This is a genomic window from Streptomyces sp. L7, from assembly GCF_050990935.1.
In the GTDB taxonomy this organism is placed as follows: Bacteria; Actinomycetota; Actinomycetes; order Actinomycetales; family Microbacteriaceae; genus Leifsonia.
On sequence record NZ_CP194644.1, the window covers coordinates 2,121,232 to 2,137,334 of the forward strand.

At 72.4% G+C, this 16,103-nt stretch carries 17 protein-coding genes; 3 read left to right on the forward strand and 14 right to left on the reverse strand.

The features are described from left to right. Positions 1-139: 139 nt before the first annotated feature. Complete coding sequence (locus ACR5MH_RS10620) at positions 140-1,051, reverse strand: virginiamycin B lyase family protein (protein WP_431347174.1); 912 nt, start codon at positions 1,049-1,051, stop codon at positions 140-142. Then, on the reverse strand, positions 1,048-1,743 hold the full coding sequence (locus ACR5MH_RS10625; protein ID WP_431347175.1) for a PhzF family phenazine biosynthesis protein: 696 nt from the start codon (positions 1,741-1,743) through the stop codon (positions 1,048-1,050). The genes ACR5MH_RS10620 and ACR5MH_RS10625 overlap by 4 nt, the downstream gene beginning before the upstream one ends. A gap of 35 nt (positions 1,744-1,778) precedes the next feature. On the opposite strand from ACR5MH_RS10625, the gene ACR5MH_RS10630 reads away from it, so the two are divergent. After that, positions 1,779-2,012, forward strand: coding sequence for a three-helix bundle dimerization domain-containing protein (locus ACR5MH_RS10630; protein WP_431347176.1), 234 nt, complete (start codon positions 1,779-1,781; stop codon positions 2,010-2,012). Between the two features lie 12 nt (positions 2,013-2,024). Here the strand turns inward: ACR5MH_RS10630 and ACR5MH_RS10635 are convergent, their stop codons facing one another. The 5 genes from ACR5MH_RS10635 to gabT form a co-directional block, all read right to left on the reverse strand. After that, positions 2,025-2,486 (reverse strand): phage tail protein, encoded by a 462-nt coding sequence (locus ACR5MH_RS10635; protein ID WP_431347177.1) that lies wholly within the window; start codon positions 2,484-2,486, stop codon positions 2,025-2,027. 47 nt (positions 2,487-2,533) lie between these two features. After that, positions 2,534-3,460 (reverse strand): ZIP family metal transporter, encoded by a 927-nt coding sequence (locus tag ACR5MH_RS10640; protein ID WP_431347178.1) that lies wholly within the window; start codon positions 3,458-3,460, stop codon positions 2,534-2,536. 589 nt (positions 3,461-4,049) lie between these two features. Continuing rightward, a complete protein-coding gene (locus tag ACR5MH_RS10645) occupies positions 4,050-4,907 on the reverse strand; it encodes a universal stress protein (RefSeq protein WP_431347179.1) in 858 nt (285 codons plus the stop codon). 127 nt (positions 4,908-5,034) lie between these two features. Then, on the reverse strand, positions 5,035-6,522 hold the full coding sequence (locus ACR5MH_RS10650) for an NAD-dependent succinate-semialdehyde dehydrogenase (RefSeq protein ID WP_431347180.1): 1,488 nt from the start codon (positions 6,520-6,522) through the stop codon (positions 5,035-5,037). Further along, positions 6,519-7,880, reverse strand: a complete 1,362-nt coding sequence (gene gabT / locus ACR5MH_RS10655) for a 4-aminobutyrate--2-oxoglutarate transaminase (RefSeq protein WP_431347181.1) — start codon at positions 7,878-7,880, stop codon at positions 6,519-6,521. The genes ACR5MH_RS10650 and gabT overlap by 4 nt, the downstream gene beginning before the upstream one ends. 94 nt (positions 7,881-7,974) lie before the next feature. Between gabT and ACR5MH_RS10660 the strand changes: the two genes are divergently transcribed. After that, positions 7,975-9,426, forward strand: a complete 1,452-nt coding sequence (locus tag ACR5MH_RS10660; RefSeq protein ID WP_431347182.1) for a PucR family transcriptional regulator — start codon at positions 7,975-7,977, stop codon at positions 9,424-9,426. Positions 9,427-9,714: 288 nt separating this feature from the next. Here the strand turns inward: ACR5MH_RS10660 and ACR5MH_RS10665 are convergent, their stop codons facing one another. From ACR5MH_RS10665 to ACR5MH_RS10695, 7 genes are all read right to left on the reverse strand, one after another. Next, positions 9,715-9,999 (reverse strand): hypothetical protein, encoded by a 285-nt coding sequence (locus ACR5MH_RS10665; RefSeq protein ID WP_431347183.1) that lies wholly within the window; start codon positions 9,997-9,999, stop codon positions 9,715-9,717. Between the two features lie 78 nt (positions 10,000-10,077). Further along, positions 10,078-11,070: a D-alanine--D-alanine ligase family protein gene (locus tag ACR5MH_RS10670; RefSeq protein ID WP_431347184.1), complete on the reverse strand. Its 993-nt coding sequence runs from the start codon at positions 11,068-11,070 to the stop codon at positions 10,078-10,080. A 121-nt stretch (positions 11,071-11,191) separates the two neighbouring features. Beyond that, positions 11,192-11,713 carry a transglutaminase-like domain-containing protein gene (locus ACR5MH_RS10675; RefSeq protein WP_433862582.1) on the reverse strand — a complete coding sequence of 174 codons (522 nt, stop codon included), beginning with the start codon at positions 11,711-11,713 and terminating at the stop codon, positions 11,192-11,194. Next, on the reverse strand, positions 11,686-12,060 hold the full coding sequence (locus ACR5MH_RS10680) for a transglutaminase N-terminal domain-containing protein (protein WP_433862583.1): 375 nt from the start codon (positions 12,058-12,060) through the stop codon (positions 11,686-11,688). Before ACR5MH_RS10680 ends, ACR5MH_RS10675 begins: the two co-directional genes overlap by 28 nt. Next, positions 12,057-12,983, reverse strand: coding sequence for an alpha-E domain-containing protein (locus ACR5MH_RS10685; protein ID WP_431349389.1), 927 nt, complete (start codon positions 12,981-12,983; stop codon positions 12,057-12,059). Before ACR5MH_RS10685 ends, ACR5MH_RS10680 begins: the two co-directional genes overlap by 4 nt. After that, entirely contained in the window at positions 12,983-14,386 is a 1,404-nt protein-coding gene (locus tag ACR5MH_RS10690) for a circularly permuted type 2 ATP-grasp protein (RefSeq protein WP_433862584.1), read from the reverse strand. Before ACR5MH_RS10690 ends, ACR5MH_RS10685 begins: the two co-directional genes overlap by 1 nt. A 13-nt stretch (positions 14,387-14,399) precedes the next feature. Then, positions 14,400-14,675, reverse strand: coding sequence for a hypothetical protein (locus ACR5MH_RS10695; protein WP_433861741.1), 276 nt, complete (start codon positions 14,673-14,675; stop codon positions 14,400-14,402). Positions 14,676-14,821: 146 nt separating this feature from the next. Here ACR5MH_RS10695 and ACR5MH_RS10700 point away from each other — a divergent pair, with 146 nt between their 5' ends. Then, positions 14,822-15,736, forward strand: a complete 915-nt coding sequence (locus ACR5MH_RS10700; RefSeq protein ID WP_431347186.1) for an aldose 1-epimerase family protein — start codon at positions 14,822-14,824, stop codon at positions 15,734-15,736. Positions 15,737-16,103: the final 367 nt, after the last annotated feature.

Here is a 16,103-nt window from a genome sequence, read left to right on the forward strand (position 1 = left end):
AGGAGATCCGGGGTCGGGAGGGGCTGGATGGCAGCCAACGGAGGAGATCCGTGGTCAGGGAGCCCGGATCTCCTCCGTTCGTCGCATTGGGGTTCGCGAGGTCGGGTTACCCGGTGGGTGTGGGCCGCAGAGGGCGGGGTCAGGGGTGCACTCGGGCCAGGGCGCCGGAGACGAGGGCTGCCCAGAGGCTGCCGTCGGGGGCGACGGCGAGACCGCGGGGGCCGGAGTCCTCGGGGAGGGCGATGCGGAGCTCAGCGCCGTCCGGGGCGATGCGCAGCAGCGCGTCGGCGCCCCAGAGGGACGCCCAGACACTGCCGTCCGGGGCGGAGGCGACGGTGAACGGCGCGGCGCCCTCCTCCAGCGGAAGCAGCGTGACACTCCGGTCGCGGCCGACGCGCGCGAGGGCGTCCGCGGCGTGCAGGGCCGTCCAGACCGCGCCGTCCTCCGCGACCGCGACGCCGAGCGGGCCGGAGCCGAGCGGAAGCTCCACGAACTCGATCGCGGCGTCACCGCCCCGCACATGGCCGAGCGCCGGACTGTGCCCCTGGAGCGAGAACCAGACGCTGTCGCCGGAGGACGCGATCCCGGAGGGCCCGCGCTCGGAGCCCACCGGGTACTCCTCGACGCGGCCGAGGATGTCGATGCGGCCGAGCGCCTCGCCGAACTGCTCTGTGAACCAGGTCGTCCCATCGGGCAGCGTCACGACGTCGAGCGGGAGGGCGCCGGGCGCCGGAACCGCGAGTTCGCCGACGACGCGGATGCCCGCGCCGAGGTGCAGCAGCCGGTCGCCGGTTCGATCCACGACCCACACGGTGTCCTCGGTCGCCGCACGGACGCCGACCGGCCTCGCCTCGGGGCCGAGCTCCAGGAAGGACAGCGTGCCGTCCGGGGCGCGGCGGCCGACCTTCCCCGTCACGCTCAAGGTGAACCACACCGCTCCGTCGTCGGTCGCGGCCACGCCGACCAGGCCGTCGCCCGGACCGTCGCCCGGCTCCCCGACCGGGATCAGCTCGACCGCCGTCTCCGCGTTCACGGCGTCGCGCGCGCTCACAGCGTCGCGTCGATGGTGCGGTCGTACACCACCGTGCCCCCGACCCGGACGAGACCGCCGTCGAGCGGCTCGGTGGCCAACTCGGAGCCCTCGCCCTGCACGATCCGCAGCGCCCGGCCGAGCTTCGCGGTGAGGGCGACGGCAGCGGCGCCGGTGGCTTCGTCCTCAACGATGCCCATCGCGGGAGCGAACATCCGGGCACGCAGCGTTCCGGCCTCCTCGTCGATCCACGCGTAGGCGTAGTGCTGGCCCTCGGTGAACGCGAGCGCGTCGAGCGCGTCGACCGCCTCCGGGGAGTCCAGCGGCAGCCAGGTGAAGTCGGGAGTCCAGGCGGCGCGGGCGTCGATCGCCGCCCAGTCGCCGTCGAGGTCGACGGAGACCCCGACATCCCCGGCCTTCTCGGCGAGAGCGCCGACCGGGGTGCGCTCATGGGCGAGCCACCAGGCCGTCCCGACGCTCGGGTGGCCGGCGAACGGGAGTTCCGCGGCGGGGGTGAAGATGCGGATCGTCGCGATGCCGCCTGCGGCGTCCAGCGCGTCGACGAAGACCGTCTCGCTGAATCCGAGCGCCGCCGCGATGTCCTGCTCCCGCCCGGCCGTCGCCGGTGAGCTGGTGACGATGCCCAGCTCGTTGCCGTTGGCGCCGCGCTCGTCGGTGAAGACGCGGACGACCACTACCTCGATTTCATCCATAGCCTCCACCCTGGCATGCGGTGGATAATCCCGCCATGAGTGACGAGGCCCCCATCCCCGCCGCCTCTGCCGACGAAGAGGTCGCCATCGGCCACGCCGTCGACCGGCTTGCGGAACGATTCCCGAAGGTCCCCCGTGACCACATCGCCGACCTGGTTCACCAGCGGCACGTCGACTACACCGGAGCACCCGTGCGCGACTTCATCCCGGTGCTCATCGAGCACGACGTCAAGCGCGAGCTGGCTGCGGAGGTGACCCCGCTGGCGTGAGCGCCGCTCGGATCAGTACGTGCCCTTGATGACGAAGTAGGAGCCGCGGATCGTCCCCGCGAGCTTGGACTTCTGCCGCGCGAACTTGAAGTTCGAAAGCTCCTCAGGCACCTCCATGCCGTCGGACAGCTTGAAGCCGACCGCGCGCTTGCCCGCGTCGTCGATCGTGTACATGACGTTGATCGACAGCCCGGACTCGTAGAACACGTACGCCATCCGGATGCCGTCCACCTCGAACGAGGTGACCTCCAGCGCGGGCGAGGCGATCACGATCTCGCGCTCGTCGGCGAGGATGCGGCCGACCCAGTCGAGTGCCTCCTGCTCCTCGTCGGCCGGCGCCGTCGCGAAGTCGAGGTCGTACTTGTTCTTGAAGTAGCGGGACTCGTTGGCGCGGAGCCCGGCGAGGGCCGGGGCGACCGGGCTCGACTCCAGTCCTTCCGTCGACACGTTCACGAAATCCACGACCTGGCGCATGCGGCCCTCCCCCACTCGGTTCTGTCCGAGCCTACAGAATCGGCGGATCAGGCTCCCGCGGCCGTCACGATGGCGTCGGTCGCGAAGCCGGCGACGATGCCGGCGAAGATGCACCACGCGACCAGCGTCTTCATCCCGGTGCGGCGGGCGACGGCGAGCAGCTCGATGACCACGTACAGGATGGAGCCGGCGGCCAGGCCGAGGAAGGCGATGGAGACGATATCGCTGCTGAACGACTGGCCGATGACGGTGCCGAGGAAGGTCGGCCCTCCGCCGATCAGGCCCAGCAGCGCCAGGTAGCGCCAAGACGGCCGCGTGCCGCTGAGCGGGGCGACGATCCCGAAGCCCTCGGTGGCGTTGTGGAGGCCGAAGCCGATGATGAGCAGGACGGCGAAGGCGAGCTCGCCCTGTGCGGCGGCGGTGCCGATCGCGAGGCCCTCGGCGAAGTTGTGGAGGCCGATTCCGATCGCGATGGTGAGCGCCAGCCGGCGGGCTCCCGCGCGGGACTCGACCTCGGTGGCGGCCACGATCGCGACGCCGGTCGCGGTGCCCACGGCAGCACCGCCGGGCCCGGAGCCGTGCGGCTGGCGCGAACCGTGCGGCTGGGCGCCGGGCGCGGCGGCTGACCCGCCCTGGCCCGCCTCCGGCCGGATCGGCGACGCGAGAGCCAGCGCGCGCCGCTTCATGTAGCGGTCCATGTAGGTCAGGGCCAGCAGCCCGAGCCCGATGCACGCGGCCATCAGCAGGCCCTGGCCGAGCGCCGGGCCGATCCGGTGCGACGACAGCGCCTTGTCCACGGGCTCCCACGCCTGCGAGAGCACATCCCACAGCAGGAAGATCAGGATGCCGGTCGCGAGGGCGTTCAGAGCGGCCTTCAGGCCGACCGCGTTCGAGCGCAGACGGCCGATGGGCAGGCCGAGGAAGATGGTGAGACCTGCGACGGCGCCGAGAGCGGCGACACCCAAGGGGGACATGGAGATCCTTCGTGGAGGCTGTTGACATCGAACCGGCGGGCTCCGGCCGCATTCGATTGTAAGGTAAGCCTCCCCTTACAAAGAATCCTGTGAGAGGAGTCGCAGGAAGTCTTCAAAGCTCGACTCACTGAAACTCATACGTGTAATTCCATTAGGCTAGTGTCGGTGCGTTTTGGGAGTATAGAAGTGGGGGTAGTTCAGTGAGAATCTCTTCGAGCGTTGATGCTGCGCAGGATGCGGTGTCGCGTTTTTCGGGAGTGCATGTCGATGCGCCTTCCGAACGCGCAAGCGTTGGCTCGAGCAACATTGGAAACATGGCGTCTGGCGAGGCGAACCGGGATCTGTGCAGGTAAGTACTCCATCCACGCCGGGAGACCATCGTTGAGAGAGAGCGGCAGGGTGAAAGAGTCTCTCCCGCCCAGTCGGCTGCGTGTATTGCACAGGGCGATCCCCACGGGCCAGCTGCTCAACTCGAGCGACCTGAACAAACGGTTTTCACAGGAACGGTTTGTGTGCAAGGTCTATCTGGCGACAGACGGACACACCTTGATTCTCAGCACCCTCTTTCAGTAGTGGGAGCCGGCTCGCCTCACTCGTTCCGCGGCACGACGACCATCGGCACCGGCAGCTCGCGCAGCATGGCGGCCGCGGTGGAGCCGAGGAACAGTCGGCTGGGCTGCGCGAGGCGGCTGGAGCCGACGACGACGATCTCACCGGGCTCCCAGTCGAGTCGCGCGACCGCGTTCTGGATGGTGTCGCCCTTCGCCACGACGGCCGTCGCGACGACGCCGGTCGCTGCGCTGGCCTCCTCCAGCACCGCGGCGGCGTGGTGTTCGCCGACGCTCTGCTTGGGAGCCGCAGCGTTGCCGGGCAGGTCGAGGGCGAGCAGAGAGACAAGCCGCAGCGGGACGCCGGCCGCGGCCGAGAGCCGTTCGCCGGTCGTCAGCACGTCAGCCGCGCCCGCGCGGGTGCCGACCATGCTGGTCACGCGTGTGAGCCGCGGAGCGTGGTCGCGCCAACCCTCCGGCGCCAGCAGCACCGGGACCGGCGACGCATGCAGCAGCGCTCCCGCGACCGAGCCGACCGTGAAGCGGCCGAGCAGGCCGCCCCGCGCGGCGCCGACCACGATCAGCGTCGCGCCGAGCTCCTCCGCCGCGGTGAGCAGGCCCTCGGCGAGCGAGTCGCCGAAGACGACCCGCCCGCTGAAGGCGACCGACGACGGGACGCGAGTGCGCGCGTCCGCCAGCCAGCCCTCCGCGGTGTCGCGCAGGAGGGCGTCGTAGGCCGGGTCGTTCGGCACGTTGCCGCGCCGGGAGGTGTCCGGCATGACCAGGACCACGTCGAGGTCAGCTCCGAAGGAGGCGGCCAGCGCGGCTCCGGCGGCGAGGGCGTCGTCTCCGGACGGGGTGGCCTCGTATCCGACGAGGATGCGCTGCGTGGTGGTCATGGTCTGCTTCTTCCGGCTCGGGTGGTGCGGAGGTTGGGGATGGGCGCCTCAGGGGTGGCGAGGCTCCGGGTGGTGCACGTTCGAGTGGGGCGGCCCGCGGTGTTCGCGGGCCGCCCGTGCCGCCGGGTCAGGCGGGGATGAGCGTGTATTTCGTGCTCAGGTACTCGTGGATGCCCTCGAGCCCGCCCTCGCGGCCGAGGCCCGACTGCTTGACGCCGCCGAACGGTGCTGCGGCGTTGGAGACGAGTCCGGTGTTGAGGCCCATCATCCCGGTGTCGACGCGGTCGATCATGCGCTGGCCGCGCGCAAGGTCCTGCGTGAACACGTAGCCGACCAGACCGTACTCGGTCTCGTTCGCCCGCGCCACGGCCTCCTCCTCGGTCGAGAACGTCGTGATCGCCAGGATCGGGCCGAAGATCTCCTCGCGGAGGATCTCGCTGCCCGGCTGCACGTCCACGAGCACGGTCGGCTCGAAGAAGTAGCCGTCGCCTTCCGGGGCCGTGCCGCCGGCGAGGACGCGGGCGCCGCGGGACACGGCGTCGTCGACGAGCGACGTCATGGAGGCGACAGCGCGGTCGTCGATGAGCGGGCCGATGGTCACGCCCGGCTCGGTGCCCGGGCCGATCGTCATCGCGTCGACCTTCTCGGTGACGCGGCGGGCGAACTCCTCGGCGACATCCTCATGGACGATGAAGCGGTTGGCGGCGGTGCAGGCCTGGCCGATGTTGCGGAACTTGGCGAGCATCGCGCCCTCGACCGCCTTGTCCAGGTCGGCGTCCTCGAAGACGACGAACGGGGCGTTGCCGCCGAGCTCCATCGAGGTGCGCAGCACGTTCTGACCGGCCTGCGCGAGCAGGGCGCGGCCGACCGGCGTGGAGCCGGTGAACGACAGTTTGCGCAGGCGCGGGTCGGCGATGATCGGGGCGGAGACGGCGCCGGAGGTGCTGGTCTGGACGACGTTGACCACACCGGCGGGCACGCCCGCGTCGGCGAGGAGCTGCGCGAAGAACAGCGTGGTCAGCGGGGTCAGCTCGGCCGGCTTCACGACCACCGTGCAGCCCGCGGCCAGGGCCGGGGCGATCTTGCGCGTGGCCATCGCGAGCGGGAAGTTCCACGGCGTGATGAAGAACGACGGACCGACGGGCCGCTGCGAGACGACCATGGTGCCGGTGCCCTCCGGGTTCTGCCCGTAGCGGCCGGAGATGCGCACGGCCTCCTCGGAGAACCAGCGCAGGAACTCGCCGCCGTAGGTGACCTCGCCGTTCGCCTCGGCGAGCGGCTTGCCCATCTCCAGCGTCATGAGCAGCGCGAAGTCCTCGCGGCGCTCCTGCAGCAGGTCGAAGGCGCGGCGCAGGATCTCGGCGCGGACGCGCGGGGCGGTGGCGGCCCACGCCTCCTGCGCGGCCACGGCGGCGTCGAGGGCGCGGATGCCGTCCTCGGGCGTCGCGTTGGCGATGCGCTTGATGACGCGGCCGGTGGCCGGGTCCTGCACCTGGATCTGCGGACGGGTTCCGGCCTCCCAGGCGCCGCCGATGAACAGGCCGTCGGGGACGCGCGAGAGCAGGTCGGCCTCGGCCGCGGTGAACTCGGTGGTGGCGGTGTCGACGGCGCTCATGCGTTGGCCACCGCCTCCGCGACGACGTCCAGCCCCTCGATGAGGAGATGGTCCGGGATGCTGAGCGGCGGGAGGAAGCGGATCACGTTGCCGTAGGTGCCGCAGGTGAGCAGCACGACGCCGGCCGCGTGGGCGGCGTCGGCGACCTTCGCGGTGAGCGCGGCGTCCGGCTCGCCGGTCTCCGGGTCCACCAGCTCGATCGCGACCATCGCACCCTTGCCGCGCACCTCGGCGACGCGCGGGTCGGCGGCGCGGAGGGCGCCCAGCTTCTCGAAGAGGATCTCGCCGATGGCGCGGGCGCGGCCTGCCAGGTCCTCCTGCTCGTAGGTCTCGATCGCGGCGAGCGCGGCGACGCAGGCGAGCGGGTTGCCGCCGTAGGTGCCGCCGAGGCCGCCGATCTGCGGGGCGTCCATGATCTCGGCGCGGCCGGTGACCGCCGACAGCGGGAGGCCGCCGGCGATGCCCTTGGCGGTGACGATCAGGTCCGGCACGATGCCGAACTGCTCGGAGGCGAACATGGTGCCGGTGCGGGCGAAGCCGGTCTGCACCTCGTCGGCGATGAAGACGACGCCGTTCTCGTTCGCCCAGGCCTGGAGGGCCGGGAGGAAGCCGTCGGCGGGGACGATGAAGCCGCCCTCGCCCTGGATCGGCTCGATGATGACGGCGGCCAGGTTGGAGGCGCCGATCTGCTTCTCGATCATGGTGATGGCGCGCTTGGCCGCCTCGGCGCCGGAGAGGCCGCCGTCGCGCAGCGGATAGCTCAGCGGGGCGCGGTAGATCTCGGGCGCGAACGGGCCGAAGCCGTTCTTGTACGGCTGGTTCTTGGCGGTGAGGCCCATCGTCAGGTTCGTGCGGCCGTGGTAGGCGTGGTCGAACGCGACGACGGCCTGCTTGCCCGTGTAGTGGCGGGCGATCTTGACCGCGTTCTCCACGGCCTCCGCGCCGGAGTTGAACAGGGCGCTGCGCTTGGCGAAGTCGCCGGGCGTGAGGCGGTTGAGGGCCTCCGCCACGTCCACGTAGGAGTCGTACGGGGCGACGGTGAAGCAGGTGTGGGTGAAGGCTGCGACCTGGGCGGTCACGGCCGCCACGATGCGCGGGGCGGCGTTGCCCACGCCCGTGACGGCGATGCCGGAGCCGAAGTCGATGAGAGAGTTGCCGTCGACGTCGACGAGCACACCCCCGCCCGCTGCGACGGTGTACACGGGGATGGTGGCGCCGACGCCGGCGGCGACGGCCTGCGCCTTGCGCTCGGCGCGCTTGCGCGACTCGGGGCCGGGGATGGGGGTGACGAGCCGGCGCTCCTGCGGGAGCGAGGGTCCGCCGACGAGGGTTGCGGAGGCGGGAGTAACGATGGTCATGGCGGCATCGTAGGGAGCGCGGCGTGTCCCGCGCCTGGACGGGTCGTACAATTCGAACGTCAGGAATCGACACCCTGGCGGATGGAGTGCCCCGATGCCCGCGACCCTCGCCCAGCTGCTCGCCCGTCCCGAGCTCGGCCTCCGCCTGCTCACCGCGGGCGACGTCGGCGAGCTGGACGCCCCACTGTCCTGGGCGCACAGCTCCGATCTCCCGGATCCGACGCCGTTCCTGTCGCCCGGCCAGGTGCTGCTGGTGACGGGGACGCCGGAGGACGTGGACCCGTACGTGTCCCGGCTGGTCGAGCACGGGATCGCCGGGCTGGGATTCGGGACGGAGGTCTTGCGCGACACCCCGGAGCCGCTCGTGGAGGCGTGCGCACGGCACGGCCTCGCGCTGTTCGAAGTGCCCTACCGGACTCCGTTCATCGCGGTGGCGCGCTTCGTCGCCGACCGGCTCGCCGCGGACGCCTACGCGCGCAACACCTGGGCGCTGCGGGCCTCCCGGGCGATCTCGCTCGCGGCGCTGCGGGCGGACGCGCTCGGCGCCGTGCTCGCGGAGCTGGCGCGCCAGATCGACCGGCCGGTGGCCCTGATCGGGGCGGACGGGACGCTCGACCGGCTCGCGCCGGCCGGGGCGCTGGACGCGGCGGCACGGGCGGTGCTGGTCGGCGCGGCGGAGCCGCTGCTGCGGAGCAGGCGCCGGGCAGCCGGGACGGCGGAGACGCTGGCGGGGCCGTTCTCCCTACAGACGCTGGGCGCGGCGGGACGGCTCCGCGGCGTGCTCGCGATCGGATCGGAGGGGCTCGACCAAGCGGCGCAGCAGGTGGTGACCGGCGTCGTCGCGCTCGCCGGGCTCGCGCTGGAGCAGAGCCGCGCGACCGACGCGGCGCGGGCACGACTCCGCACCGCGGTGTGGCGGGCGCTGCTGGCCGGCGATGCCGCGCTGGCGGAGGCGGTGGCCGAGCCGGTGCTCGGCGCGCTTCCCGAGCAGCCCGCACGTGTGACGGTGCTGCACGGGGCCGCGGGCGCTGCGGCGGCGGACTGGCTGGAGGCCGGCGGCGACGGGTTCTTCGCCCGCGACGGACAGGACCTGGTGGTGCTCGGCGCGTCGCCGGAGGCGGTCGCCGAGTTGGCGGAGCGGTTCGAACTGCGCGGCGGGTCGTCGGCTCCCGTGACGTTCGGGGCGCTGGCTTCGGGCGTGACGCAGGCCGGGGTCGCGGCCCGCCGCTCGACGCGGCACGACCGGGTGCCGTCGTTCGATGACGTGGCGGCGGCGGGGATGCTCGCGCTCCTGCAGACGCCGGACGCGCGCGCGGTCGCGGCGACCGCCCTCGCACCGCTGGCGGAGGCCGACCCGGCCCTGCCCGGCATCCTGCGCACCTGGCTCGACGCGGACGGAGTGTACGACGTGGCCGCGCGGCGGCTGGGGATGCACCGGCACACGCTGCGGGCGCGGGTCGCGGACGCCGAGCGGCTGCTCGGGCGGGACCTCGGCGGCTTCGCCGCGCGCGCCGACCTGTACGCAGCGCTCCGCGCCGCGGAGTAGTCCCGCGAACGACCTGGCAGGACATGCCGACCGTGCGCCGGCGGTGCGCCGGCCGTGCGAACGACCTGGCACGACGCGCAGCGCCGTGCGCCGGCCCCGCGAACGACTTGGCACGACGCGCCGCGCGACACGGTCGCCAGGCGGCATGTCCTGCAAAGTGAATTTCTCGGAACGCCGGACGGATGTTCGGGACAGGGGTCGCGACATGCCGTAATGCGGCCGGCGTAACGGCGTGTTGCGACCCCTGCGGGGCCGCGGGGCCGCGGGCCCGCGGCGGGCGGGGGCGGGTCAGCCCTCGGCCGGGACCAGCGCGTCGGCGGTGGGCAGCGCGTGCGCGGCGCGGGAGGCGGCACGCAGGCGGGTGACGATCAGGGCGCCGGCGGCTGCGGCGGCGGCGATGAAGAAGAGCGCCGCGATGGCGAGGTCCACCCACTGACGGCGGGTGAAGCCCTCGTGGTGAGTGACCGCGACCGTGGCGAGACCGTGGTCGACCGCCGGAGTGGTCAGGGCTCCCAACGCGACGGCGGCCACGACGAACGCGAACCCGAACAACGACCAACCGACACTGCGCATGATCCTATTCAAACCCACCGGATGCGCCAGACAACCCCGGGCGGGCCGATCGTTACCGGTCGTTCAGGTACGAACGGGTCAGCGCAGCGCCAGGTCGCAGATCCGCCGGCAGAGCTCTGCGTACCCGATCCCCACCGCCGCCGCCGACTGCGGGAGCAGGCTGGTCGCGGTCAGGCCGGGCAGGGAGTTGACCTCGATCGTCCAGAGGACACCCTCCCGGTCGAGCCGGAAATCCGTCCGGCTGTAGCCGGAGAGGCGCAGTGCCCTGTGTGCGGTCAGCGCCGCCGCCCTGGCCTCCGCCGCGACCTCGGCCGGCACGTCGGCCGGGAACGTCTCCGACACCGCGCCCGGCTGGTACTTGTCGCCGTAGGTGAACGCCGATTCCGGGTCGACCGCGATCTCCCCCACGGCGAGCGCCTCGTCGCCGAGCACGCCGACCGTCAGCTCGCGCCCGGGCACGAAGCGCTCCAGGAGCACCGAGCCGAACGCGGCCGCCCTCTCGACCGCCGCCTCCAACTCGTCCGGGTCGCGCACGATGCTCAGCCCGACCGTGGAGCCCTGTGCGTTCGGCTTCACGACGACCGGCAGTCCGAGCTCCGCCGCCCCGGCGCCCGGCTCGAGCGGGTCGAGGACCCAGTCCGGCGTGCGCACCCCTGCCTGGAGGAGCACTCGCTTGGTGAGCTCCTTGTCCATCGCCAGCCCGCTGCCGAGCGGGCCCGAACCGGTGTACGGGATGCCGGCGAGCTGGAGGAGCGCCTGCAGCTCCCCGTTCTCCCCCGAGCCGCCGTGCAGGGCGAGGAACACCAAGTCGACGCCGACGACCTCCGCGGGCAGCCGCAGCGCGCTCCCGGCGTCGGCCAGCCGTGCGAGCGCCGTCGACTCGGGAGGCGCGACGCCGACCCCGCCGGTCAGGACGCGCGCCTCGGCGGCCGCATCGAGGGCGCCGGAGGCGGTGTCGACGGCCAGCACGTCGTGACCGAGACCGCGGAGCGCGCGCACCACCGGCGCCGCGCTCGCGATCGAAACGTCCCGCTCCTCGCTGGAGCCTCCGAACAGCACTGCGATCCGCATCCCGCCACGGTACCCACAACCCGCCGGACACGCGAACAATCCGCGTACTCGAGCGTCTCGGCCTGGTTCTTCGCGTACTCGGCGGGTGGCGATGATGGGGGCGGAGGGGCTTGGGTCGGGGTCAGGCCTCGCGCGTGATGGAGACGGAGACGAAGAGCTCCGAGCCGGCAGCGCCGGAGTACACGCCGCGCAGCGGTGCAACGTCAGCGTAGTCGCGGCCGTGGCCGACGCGCACGTGCCGGTCCCCGATCCCGACGCCGTTCGTCGGGTCGTAGCCGTGCCAGCCGCCGCAGAACCACTCGACCCAGGCGTGCGACTCGCCCACCACTGTCTCCCCCACCGCCGCGTCGGCCTTCGGGTGCAGGTAACCGGACACGTACCGCGCCGGGATGCCGGCAGAGCGGAGCGCCCCGATCGCGACGTGGGCGATGTCCTGGCAGACGCCGCCGCGCGCCTCCCAGGCCTCCCGGGCCGTGGTTCGCACGCCGGTGACCCCGCTCTCGTAGGTCATCGCCTCCCCGATCGCCGCGGCGATGGCGTGCGCGACGGTGCACGGATCACCGGCCCCGCCGGCCACCGACGCCGCCAGCGCGACCAGCGAGGCGGGAGGCTCGGTCAGCGGCGTCTGCCGGAGCTGCTGCACGCACTCCCCGACCGCGCCACCGCCTCGGCGAACGCCTCCCAGCCGAGCGGGCCCGGCGCGTGCTCGCCGCCGTGCACGGCGTCGTGCTCGGCGTCCAGGACCTCCACCAGGCTGGTCGCCGTGAGCGTCAGCTCGCGATGCGGGTTCAGCACGTCGAAGGCCAGCACGCGCGTTCCCCAGTAGTCGGTGTACTGGTGGTGCGACGACACCGGCTCAACGTCGAGTGCGGAGTGCAGCACGAGCTGGCGTGCGCCGGAGGCCGGCAGCATCCGCGCCTCGTTGTAGGAGGCCGACACCTCCCCGCCGTACCGGTACCCGGTCGAATGGGTCACCCGCAGCCGCTTCATCCCCGCTCCCCCGTCCAGCTCGGCGCCGTGCTCTCTGGAAAGTAGCGCCGGGTGATCGCGGACGTCGCCGCGCTGGTCGCCTCCTGGATGACGGACATGTGCGCGGGGAGGTCGTCGAGCACCTCCGCGACCGGCCGGAACTCCAGCTCGCTCTGCACCTGACCGAGCAGCCGGACGGCCCGGTCGGAGACCCCCGCGCGCTCGTGCCGGGGCTCGATGTCGCGCAGACTCTCCACGGCGCGCGTGATCGCGTAGAGGATCGATCGCGGGAACAGCCGGTCGTGCAGCAGGAACTCCGCCGCGTTGCGTGCAGAGGGCACGCCGCGGTACGTCCGCAGGTACGCCTCGTAGGCGCCGCACGAGCGCAGGATGGTCGTCCAGCTCGGGCCGCTGGCCTCGGTCAGGGAGCGGGTCGCGAGCAACCGGGCGGTCATGTCCGCGCGCTCGAGGCTGCGGCCGAGAGTGAAGAAGTGCCAGGCCTCGTCGCGGCTGGCGCCGGAGTCCATGATCCCGACGGCGAGCGCTGTGCGATCGCGCACCCAGGTGAAGAACTCGTGCACCTTGTCGCTGGTCACCCGCCGCGGGACCCGTGCGGCCGTCGTGTTGAGGCACTCCCACAGCTCGGTCGAGACGATCTCCCTTGCGCGCCGGGCGTTCTCGCGCGCGGCGCCCAGTGAGTAGGCGATGGAGGCCGCGGTGCCCCGGTCGACGGCGAGGAGGCGCAGGACGTCCTCCCGCGCGATCGGACCGTCCGCGGCGGCGGACCCCATCACGCCGAGCAGCGACCGGCAGGCGGTGTCCTCGTCGATCCAGGGGTCCTCCAGCAGCAGTTGCAGGTGGACGTCGAGGATGCGCGCGGTGCCGTCGCTGCGCTCGATGTAGCGGCCGATCCAGAAGAGGGAAGAGGCGATCCTGCTGAGCATCACTCCGCCTCCGTTCGCGAGGCCGCCTGCTGCTGCTGCTGCTGTTGCTGCTGGTCGGTGCGCGGCGCGTCCTCCCGCGAATGGTCGGGAGCGGGCAGCGCAGGCGCTGCGGCCTGGTCGGCGACCAGGCCGGACACGTTCCGGGGCTCGACCGGCTGCGTCGCGCGTGGCCCCGGCTCGTCCTGGGCAGCCGGTGCGCCCGCACTGTGCTCCCCCAGGGCGGCCACCCCCACCACCCAGGTGTCCTTCGAGCCGCCGCCCTGACTGCTGTTGACGACGAGCTGCCCCTCGGCGAGCGCCACGCGCGTCAGCCCGCCCGGCAGAACCCAGACATCCCGGCCGTCGTTCACCGCGAACGGCCGCAGGTCGACGTGCCGAGGCCGCATCCCGTCGTCCACGAGCGTGGGGATGGTGGAGAGCTGCACCACCGGCTGCGCGATCCAGCCGCGCGGGTCGGCGACCAGCCGGGCCCGCAGCCGGGCCAGCTCCTTCCGGTCGGCGTCCGGTCCGATCACGAGCCCCTTGCCTCCGGAGCCGTCGACGGGCTTCACGACCAGCTCGTCCAGCCGGTCAAGCACCTCGGCCAGGGCGTCCGGCTCCTCCAGCCGCCAGGTGTCGACGTTCGGGAGGACCGGCTCCTCGGCCAAGAAGTAGCGGATCAGGTCGGGCAGGTAGGTGTAGACGAGCTTGTCGTCGGCGACGCCGTTGCCGACCGCGTTGGCGATCGTCACCGTGCCGAGCCGCGCGGCGAGCATCAGCCCGGGAGTCCCGAGCACGGAGTCGACCCGGAACTGCAGCGGGTCGATGAAGTCGTCGTCGATCCGGCGATAGATCACGTCGACCCGCTGCGGGCCGGAGGTGGTGCGCATCCACACCGAGCCGCCGGAGCAGAACAGGTCGCGGCCCTCCACCAGCTTCACCCCCATCAGCCGGGCGAGCAGGGTGTGCTCGAAGTAGGCGGAGTTGTAGACGCCCGGGGTGAGGACGACGACGTTCGGGTTCTCCATGCCTCCGGGCGCGCTCGCCTTGAGCGCCTGCAGCAGCCGGTACGGGTAGTCGCCGACGGGGCGCACACGCATCGACGTGAACAGCTCGGGCAGCGTCTGCGCCATCACGCGGCGGTTGGAGATCACGTACGAGACGCCGCTCGGCACCCGGACGTTGTCCTCCAGCACCCGCCAGCCGCCCTGCTCGTCGCGGATCAGGTCGATGCCCGAGACGTGGATGCGCACCCCGTTGGCGCTCTCCACCCCGGCGGCCGCGCGGTGGAAGTGGGCCGACGAGGTGATCAGCCCGGCCGGGATGACGCCGTCGCGTACCGCGTTCTGCGCGCCGTAGACGTCGCTCAGGAACGCCTCCAGCGCCCGGACGCGCTGCTTGACACCCCCTCGATCCGCGACCACTCGGCCTGCTCGATCACCCGCGGGACCGCGTCGAGCGGGAACGGCCGCTCCTCCCCGCGAAGTCGAACGTGACCCCTTGCGCGAGGTACGAGCTGGCGAGCGCATCGGTGCGGCCGCGGAGCTCCTCCTGCGTGAGCGCAGCCAGCGCCGCGAACAGCTCGCGGTAGGCGGGGCGGGTGCGCTCGCCGACGGCGCCGCGGACATCGGCGAACATCTCGTCGAACGGCGCGGGGCGGCCCCGTCGCCGTCGCGCGGCCTGCGTGCCGTACCCGCCGAACAGATCACCCATCCCTGGACGCTACCGACCGTCGGTTACCCGCAGATTTCCCCACGTTTCGCGTACGTCACAACCCGTCGCGTACGCGGATTGTCCGTGGACCCGGCGGTTTTCGACGGAATTCGTGCGTACTCGCGGATTGCCGACAGAATGGGCGGATGAGCATTCCGATTTCGGGCACGCACTTCGGGTTGACCGCGGGCGACTACCACGCGACCATCGCGTCGGTCGGCGCCTCCCTGCGCACACTGGAGTTCGACGGCAGGCCCCTGGTGGTGCCCTTCAGCGCCGACGAGGTGCGGCCGGCGTTCCGCGGCGCGACGCTGGCGCCGTGGCCCAACCGGGTCGTCGACGGCCGGTACACCTTCGACGGGACGGAGCAGCAGCTCGCGCTCACCGAGCCCGCCCGCGGGCACGCCCTGCACGGCCTCGCCACCTGGCTCGACTTCACCGCCATCGACCGCGCGGCCGACAGCGTGACGCTCGCCGCGACGATCGAAGCGCAGGACGGCTACCCGCACCGCGTCGAAGTCGCCGTCGCGTTCCTGCTGGATGACGACGGCCTCCACACCACGGTCACGGGCACCAACACCGGAACCTCGGCGGCGCCGTGGGGCACCGGACCGCACCCGTACCTCGTGGCGGGCGAGGGCCGGGTGGACGACTGGACGCTCGACCTCCCGGCCGACCGGGTGCTCACGGTGACCGAGGACCGGCTGATCCCGGCGGGCCTCGCCGACGTGATGGGCGGCCCCTTCGACTTCCGCGCGGCGCGCCCGATCGCGGACACGTTCATCGACCACGCCTTCACCGGGCTGCGCCGCGACGCCGACGGCACCGCGAGGGTCTCGCTGACGGCCAGGGAGGGCACCGGTGTCGCGATGACCTGGGACGCGGCGTGCCCGTGGGTGCAGGTGCACACGGCGGACCGCGACATCCCGGAGCTCAACCGCCTCGGCCTGGCGGTCGAGCCGATGACCTGCCCGCCCGACGCGTTCAACTCCGGGACGGACCTCATCGTGCTGCAGCCCGGGGAGTCTGCGTCGGCGGGATGGACGATCCGGGCGCTGTGAGCCCCGCCCCACAGGGGTCGCAACACGCCGCTATCCGCTGCGGATGGCGGCGTGTTGCGACCCCTGTTCAGGCGCGCGATCGGGACGTTGCGTGGCGCCTTAACGGGTGATGCCCCCAGCGGAACCCGACCCGGCTGGGGGCATCGAATGGCTGCACTAGGAGCAGCGTGGCGTCACGACGGAGGCGGGTACCCGTTCCCGCTTTCCGTCTACCACGGAGCCACCGGATGCTTCACGGTGCTCGTGATTAGACGATACATGCTCGATGAGAGATTTCACAGACTTCGGGGATGCTATGCATGCATTTAGCGGTGTCCCGGCGGCCGGGGCGCGCATCCCACGACGGTGCGCGTCCCGGCCGGCCGGA

Excerpts from the sequence above, each read along its gene's own strand:
- ACR5MH_RS10625 (WP_431347175.1), bottom strand. The coding sequence starts at position 1,743 with ATGGATGAAATCGAGGTAGTGGTCGTCCGCGTCTTCACCGACGAGCGC.
- ACR5MH_RS10630 (WP_431347176.1), top strand. The coding sequence starts at position 1,779 with ATGAGTGACGAGGCCCCCATCCCCGCCGCCTCTGCCGACGAAGAGGTC.
- ACR5MH_RS10635 (WP_431347177.1), bottom strand. The coding sequence starts at position 2,486 with ATGCGCCAGGTCGTGGATTTCGTGAACGTGTCGACGGAAGGACTGGAG.
- ACR5MH_RS10640 (WP_431347178.1), bottom strand. The coding sequence starts at position 3,460 with ATGTCCCCCTTGGGTGTCGCCGCTCTCGGCGCCGTCGCAGGTCTCACC.
- ACR5MH_RS10645 (WP_431347179.1), bottom strand. The coding sequence starts at position 4,907 with ATGACCACCACGCAGCGCATCCTCGTCGGATACGAGGCCACCCCGTCC.
- ACR5MH_RS10650 (WP_431347180.1), bottom strand. The coding sequence starts at position 6,522 with ATGAGCGCCGTCGACACCGCCACCACCGAGTTCACCGCGGCCGAGGCC.
- gabT (WP_431347181.1), bottom strand. The coding sequence starts at position 7,880 with ATGACCATCGTTACTCCCGCCTCCGCAACCCTCGTCGGCGGACCCTCG.
- ACR5MH_RS10660 (WP_431347182.1), top strand. The coding sequence starts at position 7,975 with ATGCCCGCGACCCTCGCCCAGCTGCTCGCCCGTCCCGAGCTCGGCCTC.
- ACR5MH_RS10665 (WP_431347183.1), bottom strand. The coding sequence starts at position 9,999 with ATGCGCAGTGTCGGTTGGTCGTTGTTCGGGTTCGCGTTCGTCGTGGCC.
- ACR5MH_RS10670 (WP_431347184.1), bottom strand. The coding sequence starts at position 11,070 with ATGCGGATCGCAGTGCTGTTCGGAGGCTCCAGCGAGGAGCGGGACGTT.
- ACR5MH_RS10680 (WP_433862583.1), bottom strand. The coding sequence starts at position 12,060 with ATGAAGCGGCTGCGGGTGACCCATTCGACCGGGTACCGGTACGGCGGG.
- ACR5MH_RS10685 (WP_431349389.1), bottom strand. The coding sequence starts at position 12,983 with ATGCTCAGCAGGATCGCCTCTTCCCTCTTCTGGATCGGCCGCTACATC.
- ACR5MH_RS10695 (WP_433861741.1), bottom strand. The coding sequence starts at position 14,675 with ATGGGTGATCTGTTCGGCGGGTACGGCACGCAGGCCGCGCGACGGCGA.
- ACR5MH_RS10700 (WP_431347186.1), top strand. The coding sequence starts at position 14,822 with ATGAGCATTCCGATTTCGGGCACGCACTTCGGGTTGACCGCGGGCGAC.